Below are 25,681 nucleotides of genomic sequence, written 5' to 3'. Positions count from 1 at the left end.
TGATGCGCGACGGTCTGCCCGTGTGGGGCGGCCGGGTGGGAGAGTTGGCTGAGGGCGGCCACCGCATCCGTGCCGGTGCCGGCGGACGTACTTGTCGAGCACGGCACCGGGGACGCGTTGCTCCTCGCTGTTCTCATGAGACCGCGTCCGCCCCGGCTATCGACAGAGCGTTGTCTCTGCCGGCAAAGGGCCTTGCACGAGGTGCAAAAACAGGTGCACCCTGCCCCGGGGGCCCATATCGGGCACGCTGGTGAACAACGGACCAGGAGCCGGACATGACGACCGATGCCGGAGACGTCGTACGCCGTGCCCGCAGGCGACTCGGCCTGACGCTGGCCCAGTTGGGCGAGCTTGCCGGTTACTCGGCCGCCCAAGTGTCACGTTATGAGCGCGGGATTTCTCCGCTGACGGACGTCAACGTGCTGTGGCGGTTCGCGAGAGCGCTCGGCATCGCCCCGGCCGAGCTGGGATTGTCTCCCAAGCCCTTCGCCGCAGCAGGCTCCGGCCCTACCGGTACGCCAAGCCGCTGGCCACGCCTGCACGTAGCGCGGGCGGGCCGTGGGCATGAGGACGACGGGGACGGGTTCGCGCGGCGGAACGTGCTGGCGGCGGGGCTGGCCATGACGGCCGCCGCCGCGGCCGGGATTCCCCTACCGGTGGCCGGTGGTGAGGAACAGGTTCCGATCGAAACCGTCCTCGCGGGCCGCCTCCGAGACGCCATGCTCGGCATCAGCGCCCCGACTGGACCTGTGCAGGCACCGGCCGCGACGGAGCTCGAAAGGGCGCTGGCCGCTTTCCATCTCTGCGACTACACCAGCCTCGCGCACCGTCTTCCGTCCGCGATCCGTGCCGGCCACGCCCAGGGGGCGGGAGCGGAACGGGAACTCGCCGGGGCGTACATCCTGGCCACACGCATGCTCGTCAAGCTGGACGAGCAGCAGCTCGGGTGGATGGCCGCCGACCGGGCCCGTCAGTACGCCGAGGCTCACGGCGACGTCATGCAGTCCACCGAGGCGGCCCGGCAACTCGCGGTCCTGGCCCGACGCGCCGGCTGGGCACATGAGGCCATGGCTCTGGCCCTCGCCGCGGCGGACGACCCCCGCCTGCGGGCCTCCGGTTCCGACGGGGCGGCGCAACGCGGGCTGCTTGTACAGTCCGCCGCCTACACCGCGGCCCGTGACGGCGACGCCCAGGGCATGCGCGATCTCACCAAGGAGGCCGCTGCCATCGCCACCACCCTGCGCAGTACGACCCGCTTGCGCAACCACGGTGGCGGATTCAGCTTCGCCACCGTTCAGTTGCACCTCATCTCCGCTGAGAATTCTGCCGGCGACCCCAGCCGCGCCCTCGCCGCCGCGCAGGCCCTGGCCCCCCAGGAACTCCCCACTGCGGAACGCCGTGCCCGCTACTACACGGACGTCGCCACCGCGTGTGCCGCGCGGGGGCGGCGTGACGAATGCGTACGCGCTCTGCTGGCCGCGGAACGCGTCGCGCCGGAGGAAACGCACGCTCGGCCCGCCGTGAAGTCGATGATCCAGGGGCTCCTCGTATCCGGGCGAACGACGGGGGAACTCAGGGGGCTCGCCGCTCGCTCAGGGCTGCGGAACTGAAGGCATCTGGTAGGCGCGGCGCGGGTGTGCTCGGCTTTGACGTGCGCTTCGTCGGCCCCCGCGCCCCGGACCCGTCCAGGACCGTGACGCGGACCGGGTCAGGCGCTCAGGCCCCCGCGGGCCCTGCCCGTTCGATCGGGATCCACAGCACCGCGTCCGTGGTGTCGCCCACCTTTGACGGGCGGGTGCGCAGGATTTCGGGGCCCGGGCGGCTGCGGTAGGGGTTGGACGGGAACCACTGGGTGAACACGTCCCGCCACATTTCCTGGAGCGCCGCCGGGTAGGGGCCGGTGCTCTCGAAGACCGCCCAGGTGCCGGCCGGCACGGGCAGGGCGTCCAGGTCCTCGGGCGGTTCGGCGGACGTCAACGCGCAGTGCCAGTAGTCCAGTTCGGTTCCTTCCGCCCGGCTGGGGTCCAGGCCGTCGCAGGCCGAGACGATGCCCTCGGGCTCCTGGTCGGACAGCTGGTGGATCCGCAGCGACGTGTCCTGGCCGATGCCCTGGATGAATGCGGCGATCGCCGGGTTCACCCCCTCGTGCACGAGCGGCACCCGCGCCACCCTGCCCACCAGGTGGAACGCGTCCTTCTCCATCACCCTGTACCGCATGCTGGTGCTCCCTTCGACGACGAGACGGAAGGACATACGGGGCTGGGACCTCAGGGCCGCGCCGGTGCGGCGGGCCTCGCCGGGGCCGACGCCGTGCACGGCACGGAACGCCCGGGCGAACGCCTCCCCCGACGTGTAGCCGTAGCGCACCGCGACGTCCAGCAGGGTGCGCCGGCTCTCCAGCACCTCCGCGCCGGCCACCGTCATCCGCCTGCGCCGCACGTACTCCGACAGGGGCATCCCGGCCAGCGCCGAGAAGAGCCGGCGCAGGTGGTACTCCGATGTCGTCGCGATGCGGGCGAGTTCCGCCACGTCGATGTGTCCGTCGAGGTGGTCCTCGATGTGGTCCAGCGCGTCGTTGAGCCGCCCGAGCATCCCGCCCCCCTTCCTTCCTTGTGCCCTCCACGCTAGGAGCGCGCCCCCGTCCCCCACCCGACCTTCCCTGCCCGCTCCGGTCGGGTACGCCGGGGCGGGGCTCACACCGCGTACGCCCAGGTCATTCGGGGGAGCCGGGCCCGGGGGAGGCCGCTGCCCGGTACCGGGCGTTGAGGCGCTGCGCCTCCTCCAGCTGGTCCTCCAGGATGACGATGCGGCACGCCGCCTCCACCGGGGTGCCCTGGTCCACCAGCTCCCGCGCCCGCGCGGCGATCCTCAACTGGTAGCGGGAGTAACGCCGGTGCCCGCCCTCCGACCGCAGCGGCGTGATGAGCCGCGCCTCGCCCAGGGCCCGCAGGAACCCCGGGCTCGCCCCGATCAGCTCCGCCGCCCGGCCCATCGTGTAGGCGGGGTAGTCGTCGTCGTCCAGCCGGCCGCCGAGGGGGCTATCCGCTGTCATGTCACCTCTTTGTGCGAACGCGTCGAGGGACCGGGGATGCCGTACGCCACCAGGGTCCCGAAGAATTCAACACCATCGGCACACGACGAGGGCCCCGCCGGCGTCGGCGGGGCCCTCGGGGTGGCGCGGGCGTACGCGCCCGGCGGCGGTGACTAGGCGAGCGCGGACACGCCCAGCAGCGCGGACGCCTCCTCCATCGGGGTGAGGACGCGGGCGGGCTCGGCCTGGGGCAGCGCCTGGCAGGTGAAGCCGAGGCGGGTCATGGCCCGGCTCACCTCCTGCGCGCTGAAGTCGCGGCGGTCCTGGCGGGTGATGACCTCGCCGACCTGCTTGACCGGGTAGTGGCGGCGGCCGATGAGGACCGACTCACCCACGATGGGCTCGGGCTTGATGCCCTTCATGGAGGCCACCACCCCGCTCTTGGTCAGATCGAACGGGAAGCGGGCGATGACACAGCGCATGATGCCTCACAGGGAGCGGGAGAAGGGAATTCCCAGGGGGAAGAGGGGGAAAGCCGGGCAGGTGCGGGGAATCGCGGGAAAGCGGGGAGGTGACTCGCGGGCCCGGCAATAGAGGGGCGTGCGGCGATTGGATTACGCGGCAGAGGCAGAGGCAGAGGCAGAGGCAGAGGCAGAGGGGATGAGGAAGGGGAGGGAATGGGCGGGGGAATGCGGGGAAGGGGAGCGGCGGCGGCGTTGTCCTTGCCTGTCCCGAACACTATGCGATCCCTCGCACTCCCGGCCCTTGTCAACCCGCTCGGCGGCCGAGGCGTAAAACCCGGGCCGGGGCGCGTACACGCGCCCCAACGCAACGAGCTGGGGCCCGCACCCCAAGGTGCGGGCCCCAGCTGCGGCGGGTGCGTGGCGTCAGGCCAGAACGATGTTCTCGGCCGTCGGGCCCTTCTGACCCTGCGCGATGTCGAAGCTGACCTTCTGGCCTTCCTGGAGCTCGCGGAAGCCCTGGGCCGAGATGTTGGAGTAGTGGGCGAACACGTCCGGGCCGCCACCCTCCTGCTCGATGAAGCCGAAGCCCTTTTCCGCGTTGAACCACTTCACGGTACCGGCAGCCATGTCAATCTCCTTCGGGGCATTTCCCGGAACCCGCACCGTGCGGGCCCCGCGTCACTGCGATGATTACCCCGCCCGGAGAGTATGAAGACCGGGACATACAAAAGAGCACCTGTCGGCGCAGAGGCCGACACGGTGGCCCGAAGTTTTGGGAACCACAACTGCAACTGATAACGACCTTAGCACGGTGCGTCCGTGAGGTCCCGGTCAATAATTCCGCTCCGCCAGTCGCGTAAGAAATCCTTACGGGGCGTCGTTTCGAATTCTCTCGCGGCGGTGACAGATATTTTTCATCAGGCCATCACGCCATCAGGTCATCAGGCAGCAGGTCATCAAGGGGGGTGGCGCCGGGTGCCGCGCTGACTACGCTGCACGGGTGACCACCGAGTTGACCTTGCTGACGCGTGTCGCCTACCGGGGGCAGGAGGTGACCGCGCCCCGGCTGCGCGGCCTCCTGGCCCTGCTCGCCGAAGACCTCAGGGCCGGATGCAGCACCGGCCGGCTCGTGCGGGGGCTGTGGAGCGAGGAGCTGCCCGAGCGGCCCGGCAAGGCGGTGCAGGTGCTGGTCTCGCGGGTGCGGGCCCAGCTCGGCTCCGACGTGATCGCCAGCACGCCGGCCGGCTACCGCATCGCGCTGGCGGAGGACCAGGTCGACAGCTCCGCGCTGCTGCTGCGCGCGGCGGCCAGCGAGGCGCGGGCCGGGGCCGGTGAGCACGAGCGGGCGCTCGCCGAGGCGGAGGCCGGGCTCGCGCTGTGGGACGGCGTGGTGGACGGCGCCGAGGACCCGCACGACCCCCTCGCGGCGCTGCGCCTGGCGCGCTCACCCGCGTACCGCACCCTGGAACGGTCGAAGGCGCTCGCCCTGGCCCGGCTCGGCCGGCGCTCCGACGCGCTGCGCCCGCTGGTACGCCTGGCCAGGGAACTGCCCCGCGACGAGGAGATCCTGGCGGAGCTGCTGCGCTGCGAGGCGGCCACCACGGGCCCCGCCGCGGCCCTCACCCGCTACGACACCTACCGGCGCGCCCTGCGCGACACCCTCGGCGCCGACCCGGGCGCCGAACTCGCTTCCGTGCACGCGGAGTTGCTGCGCGGCGAGGCGCCCCTGGTGCGCCACGGCGTGCTGCACGAACCCAATCCGCTGCTCGGCCGGGACGCCGACGTCGCCGCCGTCACCGGTCTGTTGCGCACGGCGCGCGTCACCACCGTCGTCGGGCCCGGCGGGCTCGGCAAGACGCGGCTGGCCCACGCGGTCGGCCGGGCGGCCGAGCAGCGGGTGGTGCACTTCGTGCCGCTGGCCGGCGTCACCGCCGACGACGACGTGGCGTCGGAGGTCGCGTCGGTGCTCGGGGTCGGCGCCGTACGCCCCGTGCCCGGCGGCGACGGGCTGCTCACGGGCATCATCGGCGCCCTGGGGCCGGGGCCCGCGCTGCTCGTCCTGGACAACTGCGAGCACGTCATCCGGGGCGCGGCCCGCCTGGTGGGCTCCCTGGTGGCGCGCGCCAAGGAGCTGCGGGTGCTCGCCACCAGCCGCGCCCCGCTCGGCCTGACCTCGGAGTCCGTGTACGCGCTGCCCGAGCTCGGCCTCGTATCGACCATCGAGCTGTTTCGCCAGCGCGCCCGGGCGGCCCGGCCTGACGTGGACCTCGACGAGGGGGCGGTGCGGGAGCTGTGCCGCCAGCTGGACGGGCTGCCGCTCGCCGTCGAGCTGGCCGCGGCCCGCGTGCGGGTGCTGTCCGTGCCGGAGATCGCCCGGCGCCTCGGCGACCGGTTCGCGCTGCTGCGCGGCGGCAGCCGGGACGTGCCCGAGCGCCACCGCACCCTGCGCGCGGTGGTCGAGTGGAGCTGGAACCTGCTGGAGCCCGACGCGCAGGCGGCCCTGCGGACCCTCTCGGTGTTCCCCGGCGGCTTCACCGAGAGCGCGGCCGAGCGCGTCCTCGACGGCGGGGACGCCCTGTTCCTCCTGGAGCAGCTGGCCGACCAGTCGCTGATCAAGGCCGCCGACACCACGTCGGGGGTGCGTTTCCACATGCTGGAGACTGTGCGCGAGTTCAGCGCGGCCCGCCGGGCCGAGGCCGGTGAGGAGGAGGCTGTCATCGGCCAATTCCTCGCCTGGGCGCGGGAGTTCGGGCGCGCCCACCACGACGCGCTGTTCAGCGCCGACTCCCTGCGCTCGTGGGAGCTGACCCGCACCGAGCAGGACAACCTCTCCCTCGCGCTGCGCCACGCCCTGGCCCGCGACGACGGTCCCACCCTGGCGGGCCTGACCGCCGTGCTCGCCTCGCTGTGGGCCACCGACTCCAACTACAGCCGCCTGACCGGCCTCGCCGCCGACACCGCCCGCCCGCTCTCCCACTTCTACCCGGGCCCCGAGGACATCGAGCCCGCCCGCAGCGCCGCCGTGGTGTGCGCGCTCAGCCTGTTCATGGGCCACGGGCCGCACGCCGTACGGGAGTTGGTGACCCTGCGCCGGCTGCCGCCCGCCGAGCCCGACACCTTGATGCGGGCCCTCGGCGTGGTGCTGTGCGCGCTGCCCGATGTGCACCCGCCGCACTACACGGCGCTGCGCGAGCTGTGCGAATCGCCCAACCCGCTGCTCTCCGGCGTCGCCGAGTGCTTCGCCAGCTATGTGTGGGAGTACGAGCGTGACGTGGACCGCGCCCTGGAGTCGGCCCGGCGCGGCCTTGACGCCCTGACCTCGCTCGGCAACCCGGCCACCGAGATGCTGGGCCACGGCCGCATCAGCGAGCTGTGTCTCCAGGCCGAGCGCGGCGAGGAGGCGTACCGGCATCTGCGGGCGGCCCTTGAGGTCCTGGAGCGGACCGGGGACTGGGCCGACGCGGCCGGCTGGTACGACATGGCGGGGGTGCGCTGGGCGCTGGTGCTCGCGTGTCTGCAACGCGGCGAGATCGACGAGGCGGAACACTGGCTGGAGCTCGCGGCCCTGGAAAAGCCGCCGGAGCCGGCCCAGGTCTTCAGCGCGGAACTCGGCGCCCGCGCGGAGATAGCCCTGCTCAGGGGGGCGACCGAGGTGGGGCTCGGGCTGTGGCGCAAGGCGGTGGCGCAGTTGCGCGAGGCGGACGCGCTCTACCCCGACGACCCGTTCGTGGCGACCTGGGCGATGCAGATCCAGTCGACCGCGGTGGCCGCGCACGCCCGGCACGGACAACTCGATCAGGTGGCGGATGCCGCGGCCGAACTGCGCAGACGGGCAGCGGAGTTGCTGTCCCGATCGCCCGAGGAGTCAAGGCCCGTCGAGCTGCCGGTGTCCGGCACGATGCTGCTGGCCATCGGCTTGGCCGAGCTCGCCCGGGGAGAGCGCGCGGGCGTCCGCCTGCTCGCGCTCGCCGAACGGATGCGGGTGCACCGGGACTTCCCCACGATGTCCGCCGCCGGGATCCGGCAGTGGGCCGAGGACGCCGCCGGGACGGCGTACGCCGACGCGGTGTCGGAGTACGCCGCCCTGGGGCGCCCGGAGCTGGAGGCGGCCGCCTCGGTGGAGCTGCGCGCCATCAGCGCTGGGGCTCACGGGTGAACGAGGCCTTCGACCAGAAGTAGCCGAGCACGGTCAGGGCGAGGCACCAGGCGACGGCGAGCCAGCCGTTGTTGCCGATGCCGGTGCCCAGGAGCAGTCCGCGCAGGGTCTCGATGGCGGGGGTGAACGGCTGGTACTGGGCGATGGGCTGGAACCAGCCCGGCATCGAGTGCAGCGGCACGAAGGCGCTGGACAGCAGCGGCAGCAGGATCAGGGGCATCGCGTTGTTGCTGGCTGCCTCCGCGTTGGGGCTGACCAGGCCCATGCCGACGGAGATCCAGGTGAGCGCGGTGGCGAAGAGTACGAGCAGCCCGAACGCCGCGAACCAGTCCAGGACGGATGCGTCGGTGGAGCGGAAGCCGATGGCCACGCCGACGGCGCCGACGAGGACCACGCTGAGGATTGACCGCAGGACGCTGCCGACGACGTGCCCGATCAGCACGGAGCCCCGGTGGATCGCCATCGTGCGGAAGCGGGCCATGATGCCCTCGGTCATGTCGTTGGAGACCGAGATGGCGGTGCCGACCACGGTGGAGCCGATGGTCATCAGGAGCAGCCCGGGCACGATGTAGGCGATGTACTTGGCGCGGTCGGGGCCGCCGCCGCCCACGCCCATGCTCATGGTGTCGCCGAAGATGTAGACGAAGAGCAGGAGCAGCATGACCGGCGTGAGCAGCAGGTTCAGGGTGAGCGAGGGGTAGCGCCTGGCGTGCAGCAGGTTGCGGCGGAGCATGGTGGAGGAGTCACGCAGGGCGAGGGAGAGGGAGCTCATCGGACGTTCTCCTTGTGGGTGGTTGCGGCGGCGGTGGTGGCGGCAGCAGCAGCGGCCGGGGCGGTGGCGCTGTCGGCGGGGTGGCTGGTCAGGGCGAAGAACACGTCGTCGAGGTCGGGCGTGTGCACGGTGAGTTCGTCGGCCTCGACGGCGGCGGCGTCCAGCCGGTCCAGGAGGGCGCGCAGCTCGCGCTGGCTGCCGTCGCTCGGGACGGTCAGGGAGAGCGAATCGTCGTCGCGGGCCGCCCCGCGCAGGCCCGCCGCGGCGCTCGCGTACGCCGTCGGGTCGTCGAACCTGAGCCGTACGTGGCCGCCGGGCACCAGCCGCTTCAGCTCGCTCGCGGTGCCCTGGGCGACGAGCCTGCCGCCGTTCAACACCGCGATGCGGTCGGCGAGTTGGTCGGCCTCGTCCAGGTACTGCGTGGTGAGGAAGACGGTCACGCCGTCCGCGACGAGGCCGCGGATGATGTTCCACATGGTGTGCCGGCTGCGCGGGTCGAGGCCGGTGGTCGGCTCGTCGAGGAAGATGATCCGGGGGCTGCCGACGAGCGTCATCGCGATGTCGAGCCGTCGGCGCATGCCGCCGGAGTAGGTGGAGGCGGGCTTCTTCGCGGCCTCGACGAGGTCGAACCGTTCGAGCAGTTCGGTGGCGACGCGGTGGCCTTCGCGGCGCGAGAGGTGGTGCAGGTCGGCCATGAGGAGCATGTTCTCCTCGCCGGTGATCAGGTTGTCCACCGCCGAGAACTGGCCGGTGACGCCGATCGCGGCGCGGACGGCCTGGGCGTGGGTGGCCACGTCGTGGCCGGCGACGCGGATCTCGCCGGCGTCCGCGGCGATCAGGGTGGAGAGGATCTGTACGGCGGTGGTCTTGCCCGCGCCGTTGGGGCCGAGGAGGGAGAAGACGGTGCCGGCCGGCACGGTGAGGTCGATGCCGTCCAGGACGGTCTTGTCGCCGTAGGCCTTGCGGAGGCCGGTGGCCGCGATGGCGAGTGGTGAGGTCGTTGTCGTCATGCCGCAGAGCGTGCGCCCCGGCCGCTTCAACCCGGTTTCAACCCGGTTTCACCGCCGCCTCAGCGCTGGCCGCTGGGGGTACGGGTCGTCCGGGCGCGGGCCCGTGCGTGGCTGTTTGCGCAGTTCCCCGCGGCCCTGGCGGGGCTTGCGCGTGGGCCGACTTCGAGTGCGGGTCCGTGCGTGGTTGGTCGCGCAGTTCCCCGCGCCCCTGACTATTCGGCGCTGGTCCGGACCGGGAACTTAGCCCCCGTCCGGGGGTAGGGCTTGTGCTGGTCCGCAGGGGCAACCTCAGCCTGTCCGGCGATTGAGGACGAGGCCGTTCAGGCCGAACGGGGTCTGGGGCGGAGCCCCAGGGGGCTCGGCTGCGGGTCGTGGTCGCTCCCCGCGCAGTTCCCCGCGCCCCTGACAGGGCCCGTGCTGGCCCATGTGCACATACCCAGCCCGTCATGGGGGTCCCCCCTGGCCCTTAAGGCCTTGGGGGAGATTGAGGACGAGCGCCCTTCAGGCGCGAACGGGGTTTGGGGCGGAGCCCCAGGGGGCTCGGCTGCGGGCTGTGGTCGCTTCTCGCGCAGTTCCCCGCGCCCCTGGCGGGGTTGGTGCTGGCCCACACCGGCACCCTCAGCCTGTCATGGGGGTCCCCCTGGCCCTTAAGGCCTTGGGGGAGATTGAGGACGAGCGCCCTTCAGGCGCGAACGGGGTTTGGGGCGGAGCCCCAAGGGGTCGGCCTATGCATGCGGGCCGTGCGTGGTTGCTCGCGCAGTTCCTCGCGCCCCCCGGAGGGCTCGGGGTTGGTCCGGGTTACAGGGGGAGCCATTCCCTGGAGGTGGTTACCTCCGTCAGGATGTCCGGGAGGGGCCGCACCCCGAGGCCCGCCCCCGCCGGCACATCGAGGTGGCCGTCCGCCAGGACGAACAGCTCGGTGATGTCCGTGGCGAAGTACCGGCGGGAGCCCGACGTGTCCCCGGGCAACGTGAACCCGGGCAGCGCCGCGAGCGCGACATTGGCGGCGCGCCCGATCCCGGTCTCCAGCATGCCGCCGCACCAGACCGGGACGCCGTGGGCCCGGGCCAGATCGTGGATGCGGCGCGCCTCCAGATAGCCCCCGACGCGGGCCGGCTTGATGTTGATGACCGAGCAGGAGCCCAGCGAGATGGCGGCCGCCGCGTGCGCCGCCGATTCGATGGACTCGTCCAGACAGATCGGCGTACGCAGCAGCCGCGCGAGCTGGGCGTGCTGGACGAAGTCGTCGTTGGCGAGCGGCTGCTCGATGAGAAGCAGCCCGAACTCGTCAAGCCGGGCCAGGTGTTGGGCGTCCACCAGCGTGTACGCGGCGTTGGCGTCGACCTGGAGCAGCAGGTCGTCCCCGAAGCGCTCGCGCACCGCGCGGACGGGCTCGACGTCCCAGCCGGGCTCGATCTTCAGCTTGATACGGACATAGCCCTCGGCGACATAGCCTTCGACGGCGTCGAGGAGTTCGGGTACGGAGTCCATGATGCCCACCGAGACCCCGCACGGCACCCGGTCACGCGCGGCGCCGAGGTAGGAGCCGAACGACTCGCCAGAAGCGCGCAGTTGGGCGTCGAGCACGGCGCTCTCCAACGCCGACTTGGCCATGTGGTGGCCGGTGAAGGGTTCGAGGGCGCGGCCCACCCCGGCGGCGTCCACACCGTCCTTGGGCAGCGCCGGGACGAGGAACCTGCGCAGTACGTCCTGGGCCCCGTCGACGTACTCCGAGCAGTAGCGCGGCTCGGACATCGCGGCGCACTCCGCCCACCCCTCGCCGTCCGCCGTGACGACGCGGACGAGCAGCACGTCGCGGCTCGTCTCGACGCCGAAGGAGGTGCGGAACGGCGCGACGAGCGGCATCGCGATCCGGCGCAGCTCGACGCCGGAGATGTTCAACTTGGTCACGGGGTCTCCCTGGTGATCGAGGGGATGCTGGTGCGGGGGCGGCGGTGGATCACATAGCTGCGCCGGCCGTGCAGGCCGAGGACCTGGGCGCCCTCGTCGAGCAGGACGCCGAGGGCGCCACGCACGGCGCGGCGCCATGCCCCGGCCGCCGCGGGGTCGGTGCGGCGCAGGGCCTCGATGTCGGAGGGCAGGTCGACGAGCACGAACTCCGCGTCCAGGCCGGTGGGTTCGGGCAGGCCGTCGCGGTCGCGTACGGCGTGGACGGAGTCTGCGGGGCGCGCGATGCCCGGGTCGCCGGGGGCCGGCGGCGGTGCGGACAGGTCCCAGGAGGCCAGCACCCGGTCCGACTCGTCGCCGCCGTTGATGGCGTCGTCCATCGCGCCGTAGAAGGAGCGCAGGTACTCCTCGGGCCGGGCGCCCAGTTTGGTGAGGTTGAAGTGGGCGTTGCGGCGGATGAGGGGATCGTAGGTCCACGTGATGCGCTTGAGGCCCCGGGCCAGGGCCCACTGGCGCTGGTGCAGCTTGAGGGCGAGGCCCGCGCCGAGACCGGGCAGGGCGCCCGTGACGTGGGAGTGCATGGTGGTGCCGAGCGGTTCGCCGAAGAAGGCGACGGACGCCCCCACGAGCCGGTCTCCGTCATACGCGCCCGCCACGTAGTTCCCGGCGTGGGACAGCGCCCGCATGACCTCGGCGGACATCGGCGCCTGCTCGGGCGGCGTGCCCCAGATGCCGGCGTACAGCAGACTGACGGCTTCGAACTGCGCCATGCCGTGCAGCTCGCGTACCTCCGGGCCGCCCGCAGGAGTGCTCCGGCCGCTCACAGGAGTGCTCCGACCAGGCCCGCGAGCAGCCGGGCGCGGGGCGCCATCGCGGCCGTCACCACATGTTCGTGGTCGGCGTGCGCGCCGTCGCCTACGGCGCCGAGCCCGTCCAGGGTGGGGCAGCCCACGCCCGCCGTGTAGTTGCCGTCGGACGCGCCGCCGACGGCCGCCTCCTGGAGCGCGCCGAGCCCCGCGCGCGCCGCCACCTCCTGCGCGAGCGCGAACAGGGCGCGGGAGCTCTCCGCGTCCAGGGGCGGGCGGTTGGGCCCGCCGGCCACGTGCAGCCGGGCGTCCGGGTGGCGTGGCGTGAGGGCGCGCATCAGCTCGTCGACGGTGTCCTGCGCCGCCGGGCTCGGCACGCGGACGTCCACGCTGAGCTCGGCCCGCGCGGGCACGGTGTTGGTGGTGGTGCCGGCCGACATCACGGTGGGCGTGATGGTGGTGCCGGCTCCGGTGCGGGTGGTGACCGTGTCGCTCATCGCCCCCAACGCCAGGAGCTGGTGGGCGAGTTCGGTGGCGGCGTTGACGCCCTTCTCGGGTTCGAGCCCGGAGTGGGCGGCGCGGCCGTGGACGGTGAGTTCGTAGTGCGAGACACCCTTGCGTACGGTCTTGAGCGCGCCCCCGGCGGCCGACGCCTCCAGGACGAGCGCGGCGCGGCAGGCCCGCGCCGTCTCCTCGATGAGGGCGCGGGAGGTGTCCGAGCCGACCTCCTCGTCGCCGGTGACCAGGACGCAGACGCCGTCGAGGGACGGCAGCAGGGTGAGCGCGTGGAACATCTGCACCAGGCCCGCCTTCATGTCGAAGACGCCGGGCCCCCGGACCACGCCCTCGCGCACCGAGAACGGGTGCGTCGTGAGGGTGCCCGTCGGCCACACCGTGTCGTGGTGGCCAAGCAGCAGGACGCGCGGCGTACCGAAACTCCACCGCAGATGGCTCACGCCCCCGCTGACCAGGGTCTCCGGCCGCGCGCCCAGCAGCCGGGCGCCCTGCTCGGCCACGACCTGGGCGCTGCGGGCCACGGCCGCGAGGTCGGCGGAGTAGGACTCGCACGTCACGAGGGTTTCGAGGTCGCCGAGCATGGCGTCGAGCGACGGCAGGGGCGACGACGGCGAGGGCGACGGCGACGGTGACGCGGGGCGGGGTACGGGGTCGGCCTGCACGGGGGTCCTCCAGAGGTGGGCTGGCCGCCACGCTAAGCACGGGGCGGGACGCGGAGTTGGTGCGTGGGCCACGGCATCGGGAGCGGATTCGTAGCGCGGGACGAAGAGCGGGCCGCCGCGGGCGCCGGGCGGGCTGGTGATCCGGTTTGACGTTCACCTGGTCGGATGGTCAGGTCACGACATGCACGACATGGAAGCCGGCACGACCGGTGATCGAGTCCCGGCGGAAGCAGTCGAGCTCCTTGAGGCACTGCTCAAGCGCGACGACCCTGTTCATCGCGCCCTGCGGGCACAGATCCCGCACCTGCGGGTGACCGGGCACTGCACGTGCTCCTGCGCCACCATCTATCTCGGCCTGGACGAGGTCCTGGCGCCCGCCGCGCTCGTCACCGATGGTCCCGTCGTCGCCGAGGCCGAAGTCGTCGACGCCGACGGGCAGCCCGTCGGCGGGCTGCTGGTCTTCGCCCATGCCGGGTACCTGTCCTGCCTGGAGATCTACACCTGGCTCGACGAACAGATCACGCGATTCCCCTCCCCGGGCCGCCTCCGCTGACCCACCTTCCACGACTCCCGCGACCATGGGCGGCGCAGCCGGGCGTACGTCTGTGAACGCGGCCCGGGTGCGTCAGGTCCCGCTGTCGTACAGGCCCATCAGGCGCAGCTCCAGCATCGCGGCGAACCGCGCGGCCGGGTCGCCCAGGTCGAGGCCGCCGACCTCGGCGACCCGGCGGATGCGGTAGCGGAAGGTGTTGGGGTGCACGAAGACGCTCGCCGACGCGGTGATCACATCGCCGAACGCGTCGAGCCACGCCCGCAGCGTCTCCACGAGGTGGGCGTTGTGGCGCCGGTCGTACGCCACCAACTGGGCGAGGCAGTCGGACAGTTCATCGCGGTTCGCGGCGGCGAGGTCGCGCATCTCGATCAGGAGCGCGTCGATGTGGACGTCCCCGATCGCGGCGACCCTGCGGGCACCCGGGCCGGCCGTCAGCACGCGCAGCGCCCGGTCGGCGTTGGCGCGTGAGCGGGCGAGGGCCGCGGGTTCGGGGGCCAGGGAGCCGATGCCGATGACGGCGCCCGTGCGGTCGCCGGTGCGCTCCAGGAAGTTCGAGGCCACCTGCACGGCCCGCTCGCGCGCGGTCGCCGTCCCGCCCGGGACGGGGAAGAGGGCGTACGCGACGTCCCCGAGCAGCGCGACGGCGGAGCGCGGACGCACGGCGGTCAGGTGGACGGCGAGGGCGCTCGCCAGACGCTGGCGTTCGGCGGTGACACGCGCGTGGTCGGCGTCCGTACGCGGGGGCAGGCCCAGCGCCATGACCAGGAGGGGCCCGTGGGCGAGCCCGAGCCGGCCCAGCGCCTCGACCGCGCCCGCCCCGCCTTCGAGCGCGGTGGTCACCAGGTCGGCGCGCAGCCGGTACTCGGCGTCGGTGCCGGCGCGCAGGCGCAGCATGTGCAGGGCCACCAGCTTGGCGGCCTCCTGGAACGCCTCCTCCCGCTCGGGGGTGAGGGGGCCGCGCACCGCCGCCCAGACCGAGCCCAGGATCTCGTCCCCGGCCCGCACCGCGATCGCCACCCGGGGCAGCGCGACCTCGTCCCCGAGCGTCGGCGGCGGAATGTGCACCGGCTTCTCGCTGCGGTACAGCTCCTTGAAGACGCCGTGCTCCTCGTGGATGCGCAGATACCGCTCGGGCACCCGGCGGGCCAGGATGCTGGCCACGCGGGCGGCGTCCGCCTCGTCCTGGCGGCCGGAGAAGGCGAGGATGCGTGAGCGGCGGTCCTCGATGGTGATGGGGGCGTCAAGGAGCGTGGCGATCGCGTTGGCCAGCGCGAACAGGTCGCCCGACGGCACCCCGCCCAGGGTCTGCTCGCCGGCGCCTCCGACGTCTCCCTCGGCCAGCAACGTCCGCAGCATGGCGGCGAGTTGGGCCCAGGACGCGCCCCGGGTCAAGGAGAGCAGGGCGACGCCGGAATCGGTCGCCGCGGCCTCCAGGGTGGTGTCGTCCTCGACGGGGCCGCGCACCACGAGCGCGGCGGCGCCGAGCCGTCCGAGTTCGCGCAGGAGCCGGCGGATCTCGTCGCCGCCGTGCACGCCGACCCCGAGCACGATGGCCCGCTCCGGGTAGTGCTGCTCGTCGTGGGGGTCGTGGATGCCGACGCCGCCGAGCTCGCCCGGCGCCCGTGGATCGCCGTGCAGCAGATCGAGCAGGGTGGGTCCGAGGTCTTCGAGCACCCGACTCAGGCTGCGGGCGGGGGGCGTCGACATGTGCGGGATCATCTCCGCAGGTTAGGAGGGTCGCTGGGGTGGGGGTTCGTGGCCGGGTACGAGGTTACGCCGCCGGTCCGTACGCCGGCACGAACACCCCGGGGGCTCAGCGGCACGGGCTGACTATGCCCGTGCGGGCCAGCACCAGCCCCGCCGGGGGCGCGGGGAACTGCGCGAGGAGCGACCACGGCCCGCAGCCGAGGTCCCTGGGGCTCCGCCCCAGACCCCATTCGCGCTGAACGCGCTCGTCCTCAAACGCCGGACAGGCTGAGGATGCCCATGCAGGCCCGCACCCGATGCTCAGCGGCACGGGCTGAGGTATGCCGGTGGGCCAGCACCAGCCCCGCCGGGGGCGCGGGGAACTGCGCGAGGAGCGACCACGGCCCGCAGCCGAGGTCCCTGGGGCTCCGCCCCAGACCCCCGTTCGCGCTGAAGGCGCTCGTCCTCAAACGCCGGACGGGCTGAGGATGCTCAGGTAGGCCCGCACCAGTTGCTCAGCGGCACGGGCTGGGATGCCCATGCAGGCCCGCACCAGGTGCTCAGCGGCACAGGCTGGGGTATGCCGGGTGGGCCAGCGTCGACCCCGCCAGGGGCGCGGGGAACTGCGCGAGGAGCGACCACGGCCCGCAGCCGAGGTCCCTGGGGCTCCGCCCCAGACCCCCGTTCGCGCTGAAGGCGCTCGTCCTCAAACGCCGGACGGGCTGGGTGTGCCCATGCGGGCCCGCACCCGATGCTCAGCGGCACGGGCTGGGGATGCCGATGCTTGCCAGCGCGGACCCCGCCAGGGGCGTGGGGGTTCACGGGGCCGGCCATCACGATTTGTGATGCGTGTCAGAGCGGATCGCGTCTTGGACGTCACCCGGCCCGGTGTTGGACTGGTTTCACCGGGCCACCACCCCAACGGGGGCCCGAACCGCACCAGTTCCACTCACACCCACGGAGAACGCCATGCCTCTCATCCACGTGCAGCACACCCCCGGCAAGACCGCCGAGCAGAAGGCCGAACTCGTCCGCGAGCTGACGGACGCGTACGTCAAGGCCACCGGTGGCAAGCCGGAGAGCGTGTGGGTGACCGTGCAGGAGATCGCCACCGACAGCTGGGCCATCGCCGGCGAAACCCTCGCGGCCCGCGCCGCCAAGGCCGCCTGAACGCCGAGTCCGGGGCGCCGAGTCCGGGGCGCCGAGTCCGGGACGCTGCCACGGCCCCCGCGCCCCGGTGGCGTCCCGGATGCTTACACGGCCCCGCCCCGTCGGTCGCGACCCAACTGGCCGTCCCCCCAAGGAAGTTGCCCCGCCATGAAACCCGCCACACCCCCACGCACCCCCTACCCGCTACTGCTCGCCGTACTGTGTTCGCTGAACGCCGGCGGCCTGTTCGCCTCCGACATCAACCTGCCGGGCGTGCCGGCCACCGCGCACGCCCTGGGCACCCCGGTCGCGTCGGTGCAGTGGACGTTCAGCGCGTTCATGATCGGCATCGCGGTCTCGCAGGCGGTGTACGGGCCGGTCTCGGACGCGTACGGGCGCAAGCACGTCATCGTCTCGGGCCTGGGCCTGTTCGTCGTGGCCTCCTTGGTGTGCGCGGCGGCGCCCACCGTCGAGGTGTTCGGCGCCGGCCGGCTGCTCCAGGCGCTGGGCGCGGGATCGGGCATGGTGCTCGGGCGGGCCGTGATCAGCGATCTGTACCAGGAGAAGGACGCGGCCCGGATGTTCGCCACGGTCATGCCGATCGTGGGCGTCTCGCCGTCCGTCGCCCCACTGGTGGGCGGCTATCTGACGACGTACGTGTCCTGGCGCGCCCCGTTCGTGGTGACCGCGCTGATCGGTCTGGCGACGCTGGTGGTGATGGTCACCTCGATACCCGAGAGCCTGCCGCCCGAGCGCCGCAGCAAGCACCTGGGCGCCACCCTCAGGAACTACCCGAGGCTCCTGACCCGGCCACTGTTCTGGGCGTACACCCTCAACTTGGCGGTGGCGTACGGAGGTTACTTCGGTTACCTCGCCGCCTCCCCGCTGATCTTCGAGAAGATGGGCCTGGCCACCGAGACCACGAGCTACTGCTACATCACCGTCTCGATCGCCTACGTGGCGGGCAACCTCACCTCGCGCGCCCTGGTCCGCAAGCGGCCGGTCAACCAACTCCTCTGGGCGGGCCACGGGTTCTTCCTGCTCGGCGCGCTGATGATGCTGGGCCTCGGGCTGAGCGGGGCGGGCGCGCCGTGGGGTCTGCTGGTCCTGGTCTTCATGCCGGTGATGACCTACGGCAACGGTTTCCTGCTGCCGCTGTCGATGAGCGCGGGCGTGACGACGTTCCGTACGACGGCGGGGGCGGCGTCGGGACTGATGGGCGCGCTGCAACTGCTGGCCGCGTCGGTGGGCATCTTCCTGTCCAGCCGGTTGCCCGCAGGCGATCTGTACGCCCTCGGCTGGTTCGTCCTGGGCGCGGCGGGGGTGGGCACAGCGGCCTTCGCCTTGTTCCTCTCCCTGGCGGCGCGCGGGGACGCGAACGGGGGCGCGAGCGGGGACGCGCGCGGGGGTGGGGAGGGCGAGGGCGTACGGCCGAGCGCTCCGCCGAAGACCACGGTGGCGCGGGGCTAGCGGTTCGTCCGCAGCCGGAGCAGCCGTAGCAGCCGGAACACCCGGAGCACCCAAAGCCCCGGCCCGGCCGGTGTGCGAGGATGCGCACGTTCGTGGCGGCCCCGGCTCCGGCCCCGGGCGAGATCGTCGCGCTTGCTGGAGAAGGGATCGCCCTCAGCGCCAGGGGGCCCCGTGGAATTGCGCCAGATCCAGTACTTCGTCGCCGTCGCCGACGAGCTGCATTTCGGCCGGGCCGCCGAGCGCCTGCACATCGGCCAGCCGGCCGTCAGCCAGCAGGTGCGCCGTCTCGAACGGGAGCTGGGCGCCCAGCTCTTCGACCGCTCCGGCCGCACCGTCACGCTCACCCCGTTCGGCCGGGCCCTGCTGCCGGAGGGCCGCGAACTGCTGGCGGCGCTCGACTCCTTCACCGTCAAGGCCCGGCGCACGGCGACGCGCGGCGCGGCCACGTTCCGCGTCGGCATCAGCTCCGCCCTTGGCCGGCGCCTGGACGACTTCCTTGACGCGCTGCCGCGCCACGGCGCCGACACCCCCTTCGAGTTCCAGACCCTGGACGCGCACGCCCGGTTGGAGGGCGTACGCGCCGGACGCCTCGACGCGGCTTTCGTACGAGGCGTCGAAGCCGCCCCGGGCCTGCGGCTCCTCACCCTCTGGGACGACCCGTTGGTGGTCGCGCTGCCCGCCTCGCACCCGCTGGCCGCGCGCGACCGGCTCGACCTGAGCGACCTGGCCGGGCTGCCCCTGCGCATCGCCCCGCGTGAGGAGAACGCGGTCCTGTACGACACGGTCGTCGCCGCGTGCCGCACGGCGGGGTTCGAACCGGACTTCGGTCCGCCCTCCACCGGGCTCCAGGACACCCTGGGCGGCATCGGGGCGGGCACAGCGGGCTGGACCGTGATGTACCCGACGACCGTCAACTCGGTCTCCTCCCGCCGGATCGCGCTGCTCTCCCTCGCCGGGGACCCCATCACCAGCCGCATGTCCCTGGCCCTGCGCGAGAACGCCGACCCGGAGCGCCTGGCGTTCCTCACGGCGGCATGCGAGGAGGTCCGCCGCAAGGTGGCGGGGGAGGCGGAGGCGGAGAGGGAGGGGAAGGCGGAGGTGGCTACGCGGTGACGATCTCCGCGATCAGGCGCTCGACCAGGGCCTTGATCTCGTCGCGGATCGGACGGACCGCCTCGACGCCTTGGCCGGCCGGGTCCGCCAGCTGCCAGTCCAGGTAGCGCTTGCCGGGGAAGACCGGGCAGGTGTCGCCGCAGCCCATGGTGACGCAGACGTCCGACTCCTTGACCGCGTCCACGGTGAGGATCTTGGGGGTCGCGGTGGAGATGTCCACGCCGACCTCCGCCATCGCGGCGACGGCGGCGGGGTTGACCTCCCGGCCCGGGGCCGAGCCCGCCGAACGGACCTCGACGCGGTCACCGGCCAGGTGCGCCAGCCACCCGGCGGCCATCTGGGAACGGCCCGCGTTGTGGACGCAGACGAACAGCACGGATGGCTTGTCGGACATGGCGGGTCTCTTCTCAGGACAGGGTTCGCGGCAGATCGCACGAAGGTTTCGCGGCAGGGCTAGCGGTAGAACTCGCGATGGGCATCGGCTCCCGGCGGGCGTCGCTTCCCCGCGGCATGGCATCAGGCCTCGCTGACGTCAGCACCCGCTGATGTGACAGTATCAGCCCATGATGACGTCAGTCGACGCTGACCTGATCCGGGTCCTCGCGGACCCGCTCAGGCTCCGGATCGTGACCCTGCTCGCCCGCGAGACGCTGTGCACCACCCACCTCGTGGAGGAGACCGGGGCCAGACAGACCAACCTCTCCAACCACCTGAAGGTGCTCCGGGAGGCGGGCGTCGTGGAGACCGAGCCGTGCGGCCGTTTCACCTACTACCGGCTCAAGGCCGACGTCATCGCCGGGCTCGCCGGTCAGCTCTCCGGCCTGGCCGAGGCCGCCCGTACCCACGCCGACACCAAGAGGGCCTGCCCGTGAGCCGTACCGAAACGCCCTCGGCTCCCCAGGAGGCCTCGGTCGTCGCGAAGCTGTCGACGCTCGACCGCTTCCTCGCCGTGTGGATCCTGCTTGCCATGGCGCTGGGCCTCGGCCTCGGCCGCGCGGTCCCGGGTCTGAACGACGCGCTGGCCGAGGTCGAGATCGGTGGCGTCTCGCTCCCGATCGCCGTCGGGCTGCTGATCATGATGTATCCGGTGCTCGCCAAGGTCCGTTACGACAAACTCGACGCGGTGACCGGCGACCGGAAGCTGATGGTGTCGTCCCTGGTCATCAACTGGGCGCTCGGCCCGGCCGTGATGTTCGCCCTGGCCTGGATCTTCCTGGCCGACCTGCCCGAGTACCGCACCGGACTGATCATCGTCGGTCTGGCCCGCTGCATCGCCATGGTCATCATCTGGAACGATCTGGCCTGCGGCGACCGCGAGGCCGCCGCCGTGCTCGTGGCGCTCAACTCGGTGTTCCAGGTCCTGGCGTTCGGCCTGCTCGGCTGGTTCTACCTGGACCTGCTGCCGGGGTGGCTCGGCCTCGGTGACGGACGGCACCTCGACATCTCCGTGGGGAAGATCGCTCTCAACGTCGTCGTCTTCCTCGGCGTTCCCCTGCTCGCCGGCTTCCTCACCCGCCGCGTCGGCGAGAAGCGGCTCGGGCGCACGCGTTACGAGGCCGACTTCCTTCCCCGGATCGGCCCTTGGGCGCTGTACGGTCTCCTCTTCACCATCGTCGTCCTCTTCGCCCTCCAGGGCGGAACCATCACCTCCCGGCCGCTGGACGTGCTCCGCATCGCGCTTCCGCTGCTCGCCTACTTCGCGCTCATGTGGTTCGGCGCCTTCGGCCTCGGCAGGGCGATCGGCCTGACCTACGCCCGGACCGCGACCCTCGCCTTCACCGCAGCGGGCAACAACTTCGAACTGGCCATCGCGGTCGCCATCGCCACCTTCGGCGTCACCAGCGGGCAGGCCCTGTCGGGGGTGGTCGGCCCACTGATCGAGGTCCCGGTCCTGGTGGCGCTCGTGTACGTGTCACTGGCCTGGCGCCGGCGGTTCGGCGCGGCGGCCTGAAACCGGGGCCGCCGTTGACCGTGCCCGGGCCGCCCTCTTGGGCCCGGGCACGGGTACGGGCGCGGGTACGGGCACGGGGGTCGCCCGCACCCGTACCCGTGCCCGGGCCGCCCTCAGCCGTCGGCCGGACCGGATCCCGTGATCGCGTCCGCCAGTGCCCGCGCCTCCTTCTCGGCCGAAATCCCGTCGGCGAGCGGGGGTTGGCTGTCGGCGGGCAGAGACTGCCGCCAGGCCCAGGTGTCCCGCACCGTGTCCAGGACCGGACGGCAGCGCAGGCCCGACGCCAGCGCCCGGGACACGTCGCCCGCGTGCAGCGCCGCGTGCAGCTCGCTGCCCGGCGGCGCCCAGATCGGCAGCTCGCTCCACGCCTCGACACCGGCTGCCTCGACGGCCTCGGGCGACAGCCAGCACAGCTCGGCGTCCGACCCGGTGACCCGTACGCAGGCGTCGAGGAGGCCGCCCATCGTGGTGTGGCCCTGCGGACCGACCATGTTGTACGCGCCGTGCAGACCCGCCTCCAGGGCGTCGAGCACCCACGCCGCGAGGTCGCGGGCGTCGACGTACTGGAGCGGGGTGTCGCGCGGCCCGGGGGCGAGCACCCTGCCACCCCGGGCGACGCGCTCAAGCCACCAGGTCAGGCGGCCGGGCGTCTCGCGCGGGCCGAGGATGAGCCCGGCGCGGACGATCAGGGTGCGCTCCTCGCCGAACTCGCGCAGGACGGCCAGCTCCGCGCCGCGCTTGTCCGCCGGGTACTCCGTCGCGTCGGCGTCGGGGTCGCCCGCCGCCAGCGGGCCGTCCTCGTCGAGGTCCGCCGGTGCGGGCCACGCGTACACCGAGCGGCTGGAGACGAACACGCAGCGGCCGACCCGGCCGGCCAGCAGACGGGCCGCGTCGCGCACGGCGGCCGGGCCGCCCGACCAGGTGTCGACGACCGCGTCCCACTCGCCGGTGGCGAGGGCGGCGAGCCCGTCGGGCGCGGTGCGGTCCCCGTGCAGGACGCGCACACCGTCCGGCGCCGGGTGTTCGCCCCGGTGGAAGACGGTGACCTCCCAGCCCCGGTCGCGCGCGGCCTCGGCGACCGCGCGGCCGCCGAAGTCGGTACCGCCGAGCAGCAACAGCTTCACAGCTTCCCTACGCCTTCTTCGTGGTGGTGGTGATGGTGGTGTCGGTGGTGGTGTCGGGGGTGGTGGGCCGGGCGCCGGTCGCGGTGTCCGGAGTGGTGCGCCGGCCTCCGATCGCGGTGTTGGGGGTGGCGTGCCGGCCGCCGGTCGCCGTGTTGGTGGGTGTGTGCCGGCCGCCGGTCGCCGTCAATCGGTCGCCGTCATCCGGCCACCGGCCGTCGGCCGCCGTCAACCCGCGGTCCGCGCGCGGTACGCCGCGAACCGTTCGCCGATCTCCTGGGCGCGGCCCTCCGCCTCCGACAGTTTCATCTCGGGGCACTCGTACCCGAGTTCCTTGGTCATGATCGCCATGGCGGCCGGCTCGAAGACGACGGTGCCGTCCGGGCGTATCTCGCTGATGCCGTCCTGGATCTGGCCGGAGACGTTGATGGCGTGGGCCTCCTCCTCCGTCATGCCGTCCGGCAGCGCGGGCCGGAACTTGCCGCCCTCGATCGCCACCGGGAACCCGCCGAGCGCGCCGCCCGCGCCGGGCGCGTGGACGATGGCGTCGCGCCCGTCGGCCAGCGGTTCAAGGACGCTCAGGGCGGAGGCGGCCGTCATGGTCTGCCCCGGCATGCCGCCGGTGCGGCGGTACTGGCCGGGCAGCCGGTTCAGCAGGGCCTCGACGTCCAGCTCCGCGGTGATGTCACGGCCGTCGACCCGGATGCCGAGGCCCATGGCGGCGGGGCCGCTGTTGCCGTGGCGCGACAGGCGGTGCGAGACGTAGTGGTGGGCGACGAGCCGTACGTCCACGTCCGCGGTGCTGCGGCCGAGCTCGTCGGCGACGGCGGCGGTGATGCCGGGGACGTTGTTGGCGACGTTGCCGATGCCGATGTCGGGCGAAAGACCGATCGCGGCGAGCGCGGGGTGCACGGCGTCCGGGTAGGCGGCGTTGACGACGACGGCCTGTGTGCCGGAGAGCCTGACGGCCTCCATGGCCTTCATCACCGGGACGAGGTGCATCGGCAGCCACGGGCCGTAGTTGGCGGCGTACACGCGCTGGAAGGCGGCCGGTTCGAGGGTGGAGATGACCCACCACGACTGGTAGCTGGCGGCGAGGAAGATGATGTCGGGCGCGAAGGCCGCGATGCGCTCGGCGGTGCGCGCCACGTCCGTCAGGTCCGTGACGGCGTGGCTTACGGTGGGGGCGTAACCGCGCTGCACCGCGCAGAAGCGGGTCAGGTTGGCGGCGCGCAGCACCACTTCCTCGTCCCGGCCGACGAGTTGCACCTGCCGGTCGGCCGCGCTGTGGGCGAGCTCGTGGAACGCGCGGCGGCCGATGTCGCCTGCGCCGAGGACCATGATCTTGCGGGGCTGGTTCACGAGGTACCTCCGAGGTGGGCGGTGGCGAGCGAGGAGCGGCCGGCGAGCCGGTGCGCGTCACGGATGAGGCCGGGCAACTCGCGCATGGCGGAGAAGGCGTGGGCGCCGTCGCGGTGCGCGGGGACGGACGGATCGGCGGTGTACTGGAGGACCCGCATCCCGGCGGCGAGCGCGGCGTCCACGCCGACCGGGCTGTCCTCGACGACGACGCAGTCCTCGATGTCGGCGCCGCACTCGGCGGCCGCCCACAGGAACAGGCGCGGGTCGGGCTTCCAGGCCTGGACGTCGTACGCCGAGAAAAGCCGGCCCTCGAAGTGGTGCAGGATGCCGGACTTGCCGAGGCGGTCCGCGATGATCTCCGGCGGGCTGTTGGAGGCGACGCACATGCCGGTGCCCGCCACGGAGCTCAGCTGCTCAAGGGCGTACGCGACCCCCTCGATGGGTTCGAGCCAGGAGCCGATCAGCTCATCGCACTTGGCGCGGGCGCGCGCCATGGCGTCGGCGGGCGGCGGGGACCCGGAGATCTCCTCCATCAAGTCGATGCACTCCTGCATCTTCTTTCCCGAGAACAGCTCGTCCCGCTGCTCCTTGGCCAGGTGAAGCCCCATCAGCTCGCCGATGTACGCGAGCCCGCCGTTCTCGGCGTCCTGGGTGTCGACCAGGACGCCGTCCAGGTCGAAGATGACGAACTCACTCATAGGTGATCCAGTCCACGTTCTCGATGGCGGCGACGGTCGCGGCCAGTTCCAGGTGGTTCGCGGCGGAGCCGATGACGGCCGCCGTGTTGCCGCGCGCGCCGATGCGCCAGTCCGCCGCCGCGCCCGGCTCGGTGAGCACGGTGACGCGCTCCACGTTCGCCAGCCGCCGCAGGGCGGAGACGTTCCTGATCGACTTCACCGTGCGGGCGCCGACGGGCGGCACGATCAGGTAGTGGAAGGCGATCGGGCCGTCCTTCTTGATCTCGGGCGTCTCGTAGGGACGGCCGAGCGCGGCGGCGACCGCGACGTACGCGGGGTCGCTGGTGCCCGAGCGGACGGCGAGGTCGTCGACCCAGGCGCCGAGGCGGCCGTTGACCTCGATGACCCGGGGGCCCTGGGCGGTCAGTTTGATCTCGACGTCGGCGACGCCGTGGATGTTCAGGGCGCGCACCGCACGGCACGCCAGGTCGCGCACGGCGCGCTCCTCGTCCTCGGGGACGACGGAGAAGCCGCCGTAGCCGCCGCGTTCGCGAAACGGTTCGGCCAGCGCGAACTTGCTGGTGACGAAGACCGGGCGTACGTCGTCGCCGTCGGCGACGCAGTCCACCGCGATGTAGTCGCCCCAGGGCGCCGGGACGTCCCGCCCCACCAGCAGCTCCTCCAGCATCACGGCGCTCTCGACGGGCCCGTCGCCGTCGCCGGAGAACATCGCGGCGACGGCCGTGCGGCACTCCTCGGGCGTGGTGACGGCCTGGGTGTTGCGGCTCGACGCGCCGATCACGGGCTTGATGATGGCGGGCAGCCCGACGTACGCGAGCGCGTCGTCGGCCTGCTCGGGCCCGGTGATCGTGCGAAAGCGGACGCTGTCGACGCCCGCCTCGGCGAAGCGAATGCGCTGGAGGTCCTTGTGCGTGATCGCCTCGACGTCGGCGGGCCGGTGATAGCGCAGGCCGAGTGCGTCGGCGAGCCGGACGGTCGTGGCGATCTGGAACTCGCTGAAGGTGATGATGCCCGCCGGGGCGAACGCGCGCAGCGCGTCCACGAGTTCGGCCTCGGTGCGGCCCTCGGCGTCCACCACGGTGCCCACCGTCTCCAGCGTGGGAATCATCTCCCGCGCGTGGTCGGTGCCGGCCGTCACGAACACCAGCGAGCAGCCGTTGTCCCGGGCGGCTTCCGCCAGCCGGGTCGGTGCGAGGCTCCCCGCGTCGTAGACGACGAGAAGCACCGGCTTGTCACTCATGGGTCAACCTCTG

At 72.7% G+C, this 25,681-nt stretch carries 24 protein-coding genes; 8 read left to right on the top strand and 16 right to left on the bottom strand.

The genetic code is table 11. From position 1 onward, the window contains the following. Positions 1 to 275 precede the first annotated feature (275 nt). A complete protein-coding gene (locus ACFYM2_RS02065; RefSeq protein WP_388832579.1) occupies positions 276 to 1,610 on the top strand; it encodes a helix-turn-helix domain-containing protein in 1,335 nt (444 codons plus the stop codon). A 106-nt stretch (positions 1,611 to 1,716) separates the two neighbouring features. On the opposite strand, the gene ACFYM2_RS02060 is transcribed toward ACFYM2_RS02065, so the two are convergent. The 4 genes from ACFYM2_RS02060 to ACFYM2_RS02045 form a co-directional block, all read right to left on the bottom strand. Beyond that, positions 1,717 to 2,592 (bottom strand): helix-turn-helix domain-containing protein, encoded by an 876-nt coding sequence (locus ACFYM2_RS02060; RefSeq protein WP_388458307.1) that lies wholly within the window; start codon positions 2,590 to 2,592, stop codon positions 1,717 to 1,719. Between the two features lie 121 nt (positions 2,593 to 2,713). After that, on the bottom strand, positions 2,714 to 3,052 hold the full coding sequence (locus ACFYM2_RS02055) for a MerR family transcriptional regulator (RefSeq protein WP_359002730.1): 339 nt from the start codon (positions 3,050 to 3,052) through the stop codon (positions 2,714 to 2,716). 152 nt (positions 3,053 to 3,204) lie between these two features. Then, positions 3,205 to 3,513, bottom strand: a complete 309-nt coding sequence (locus tag ACFYM2_RS02050) for an SCO5918 family protein (RefSeq protein ID WP_350231290.1) — start codon at positions 3,511 to 3,513, stop codon at positions 3,205 to 3,207. A gap of 405 nt (positions 3,514 to 3,918) precedes the next feature. Next, positions 3,919 to 4,122 (bottom strand): cold-shock protein, encoded by a 204-nt coding sequence (locus ACFYM2_RS02045; protein WP_350231289.1) that lies wholly within the window; start codon positions 4,120 to 4,122, stop codon positions 3,919 to 3,921. Positions 4,123 to 4,495: 373 nt separating this feature from the next. Here ACFYM2_RS02045 and ACFYM2_RS02040 point away from each other — a divergent pair, with 373 nt between their 5' ends. Beyond that, positions 4,496 to 7,651, top strand: coding sequence for an ATP-binding protein (locus ACFYM2_RS02040; RefSeq protein WP_388832576.1), 3,156 nt, complete (start codon positions 4,496 to 4,498; stop codon positions 7,649 to 7,651). Here the strand turns inward: ACFYM2_RS02040 and ACFYM2_RS02035 are convergent. The 5 genes from ACFYM2_RS02035 to ACFYM2_RS02015 all read right to left on the bottom strand — a co-directional run bounded on the left by ACFYM2_RS02035 (position 7,629) and on the right by ACFYM2_RS02015 (position 13,244). Beyond that, positions 7,629 to 8,423 (bottom strand): ABC transporter permease, encoded by a 795-nt coding sequence (locus tag ACFYM2_RS02035; protein ID WP_359002726.1) that lies wholly within the window; start codon positions 8,421 to 8,423, stop codon positions 7,629 to 7,631. The two genes, ACFYM2_RS02040 and ACFYM2_RS02035, sit on opposite strands and share 23 nt — an antisense overlap. Beyond that, the gene (locus ACFYM2_RS02030) at positions 8,420 to 9,433 is read right to left on the bottom strand and encodes an ATP-binding cassette domain-containing protein (RefSeq protein WP_388832573.1); all 1,014 of its coding nucleotides are present in this window, start codon (positions 9,431 to 9,433) and stop codon (positions 8,420 to 8,422) included. The genes ACFYM2_RS02035 and ACFYM2_RS02030 overlap by 4 nt, the downstream gene beginning before the upstream one ends. A 798-nt stretch (positions 9,434 to 10,231) precedes the next feature. After that, positions 10,232 to 11,335: an o-succinylbenzoate synthase gene (menC, locus tag ACFYM2_RS02025; RefSeq protein WP_388833075.1), complete on the bottom strand. Its 1,104-nt coding sequence runs from the start codon at positions 11,333 to 11,335 to the stop codon at positions 10,232 to 10,234. A 5-nt stretch (positions 11,336 to 11,340) separates the two neighbouring features. After that, positions 11,341 to 12,111: a GNAT family N-acetyltransferase gene (locus ACFYM2_RS02020; protein WP_388833072.1), complete on the bottom strand. Its 771-nt coding sequence runs from the start codon at positions 12,109 to 12,111 to the stop codon at positions 11,341 to 11,343. A 50-nt stretch (positions 12,112 to 12,161) separates the two neighbouring features. Then, on the bottom strand, positions 12,162 to 13,244 hold the full coding sequence (locus ACFYM2_RS02015) for a M20 family metallopeptidase (protein WP_388833070.1): 1,083 nt from the start codon (positions 13,242 to 13,244) through the stop codon (positions 12,162 to 12,164). A gap of 262 nt (positions 13,245 to 13,506) precedes the next feature. Here ACFYM2_RS02015 and ACFYM2_RS02010 point away from each other — a divergent pair, with 262 nt between their 5' ends. After that, entirely contained in the window at positions 13,507 to 13,878 is a 372-nt protein-coding gene (locus tag ACFYM2_RS02010) for a hypothetical protein (protein WP_359002722.1), read from the top strand. Positions 13,879 to 13,950: 72 nt separating this feature from the next. Here the strand turns inward: ACFYM2_RS02010 and ACFYM2_RS02005 are convergent, their stop codons facing one another. After that, entirely contained in the window at positions 13,951 to 15,585 is a 1,635-nt protein-coding gene (locus ACFYM2_RS02005; RefSeq protein WP_359002720.1) for a helix-turn-helix domain-containing protein, read from the bottom strand. A 948-nt stretch (positions 15,586 to 16,533) separates the two neighbouring features. Here ACFYM2_RS02005 and ACFYM2_RS02000 point away from each other — a divergent pair. The 3 genes from ACFYM2_RS02000 to ACFYM2_RS01990 all read left to right on the top strand — a co-directional run bounded on the left by ACFYM2_RS02000 (position 16,534) and on the right by ACFYM2_RS01990 (position 19,296). Then, complete coding sequence (locus tag ACFYM2_RS02000) at positions 16,534 to 16,734, top strand: 4-oxalocrotonate tautomerase family protein (protein WP_359002718.1); 201 nt, start codon at positions 16,534 to 16,536, stop codon at positions 16,732 to 16,734. Positions 16,735 to 16,881: 147 nt separating this feature from the next. After that, on the top strand, positions 16,882 to 18,183 hold the full coding sequence (locus ACFYM2_RS01995) for a multidrug effflux MFS transporter (RefSeq protein WP_388832569.1): 1,302 nt from the start codon (positions 16,882 to 16,884) through the stop codon (positions 18,181 to 18,183). A 171-nt stretch (positions 18,184 to 18,354) separates the two neighbouring features. Further along, positions 18,355 to 19,296: a LysR family transcriptional regulator gene (locus tag ACFYM2_RS01990; RefSeq protein WP_359002714.1), complete on the top strand. Its 942-nt coding sequence runs from the start codon at positions 18,355 to 18,357 to the stop codon at positions 19,294 to 19,296. Here ACFYM2_RS01990 and ACFYM2_RS01985 read toward each other — a convergent pair. Further along, the gene (locus ACFYM2_RS01985; protein WP_359002712.1) at positions 19,286 to 19,690 is read right to left on the bottom strand and encodes an arsenate reductase ArsC; all 405 of its coding nucleotides are present in this window, start codon (positions 19,688 to 19,690) and stop codon (positions 19,286 to 19,288) included. The genes ACFYM2_RS01990 and ACFYM2_RS01985 overlap by 11 nt on opposite strands. 169 nt (positions 19,691 to 19,859) lie before the next feature. On the opposite strand from ACFYM2_RS01985, the gene ACFYM2_RS01980 reads away from it, so the two are divergent. Together ACFYM2_RS01980 and arsB are read left to right on the top strand one after the other, a co-directional pair. Further along, positions 19,860 to 20,168, top strand: coding sequence for a metalloregulator ArsR/SmtB family transcription factor (locus tag ACFYM2_RS01980; RefSeq protein ID WP_359002710.1), 309 nt, complete (start codon positions 19,860 to 19,862; stop codon positions 20,166 to 20,168). Further along, positions 20,165 to 21,247: an ACR3 family arsenite efflux transporter gene (arsB, locus tag ACFYM2_RS01975; RefSeq protein ID WP_388458321.1), complete on the top strand. Its 1,083-nt coding sequence runs from the start codon at positions 20,165 to 20,167 to the stop codon at positions 21,245 to 21,247. The genes ACFYM2_RS01980 and arsB overlap by 4 nt, the downstream gene beginning before the upstream one ends. A gap of 113 nt (positions 21,248 to 21,360) precedes the next feature. On the opposite strand, the gene ACFYM2_RS01970 is transcribed toward arsB, so the two are convergent. From ACFYM2_RS01970 to ACFYM2_RS01950, 5 genes are read right to left on the bottom strand one after another with little or no spacing between them, the layout of a single operon-like run. Then, a complete protein-coding gene (locus ACFYM2_RS01970; protein WP_388832566.1) occupies positions 21,361 to 22,371 on the bottom strand; it encodes an NAD-dependent epimerase/dehydratase family protein in 1,011 nt (336 codons plus the stop codon). 7 nt (positions 22,372 to 22,378) lie between these two features. Beyond that, the gene (locus ACFYM2_RS01965; RefSeq protein ID WP_388832564.1) at positions 22,379 to 22,558 is read right to left on the bottom strand and encodes a hypothetical protein; all 180 of its coding nucleotides are present in this window, start codon (positions 22,556 to 22,558) and stop codon (positions 22,379 to 22,381) included. A gap of 38 nt (positions 22,559 to 22,596) precedes the next feature. Beyond that, on the bottom strand, positions 22,597 to 23,730 hold the full coding sequence (locus tag ACFYM2_RS01960) for a hypothetical protein (RefSeq protein ID WP_359002702.1): 1,134 nt from the start codon (positions 23,728 to 23,730) through the stop codon (positions 22,597 to 22,599). After that, positions 23,727 to 24,428: an HAD family hydrolase gene (locus ACFYM2_RS01955; protein WP_388458325.1), complete on the bottom strand. Its 702-nt coding sequence runs from the start codon at positions 24,426 to 24,428 to the stop codon at positions 23,727 to 23,729. The genes ACFYM2_RS01960 and ACFYM2_RS01955 overlap by 4 nt, the downstream gene beginning before the upstream one ends. After that, the gene (locus tag ACFYM2_RS01950; RefSeq protein WP_388832561.1) at positions 24,421 to 25,668 is read right to left on the bottom strand and encodes an acetyl-CoA carboxylase biotin carboxylase subunit family protein; all 1,248 of its coding nucleotides are present in this window, start codon (positions 25,666 to 25,668) and stop codon (positions 24,421 to 24,423) included. The genes ACFYM2_RS01955 and ACFYM2_RS01950 overlap by 8 nt, the downstream gene beginning before the upstream one ends. Positions 25,669 to 25,681: the final 13 nt, after the last annotated feature.

This window comes from Streptomyces sp. NPDC006711, assembly GCF_042869775.1.
Taxonomy (GTDB): Bacteria; Actinomycetota; Actinomycetes; order Streptomycetales; family Streptomycetaceae; genus Streptomyces.
Note: the sequence above shows the minus strand (reverse complement) of the source record. Positions and strands in the feature narration are given on the sequence as shown.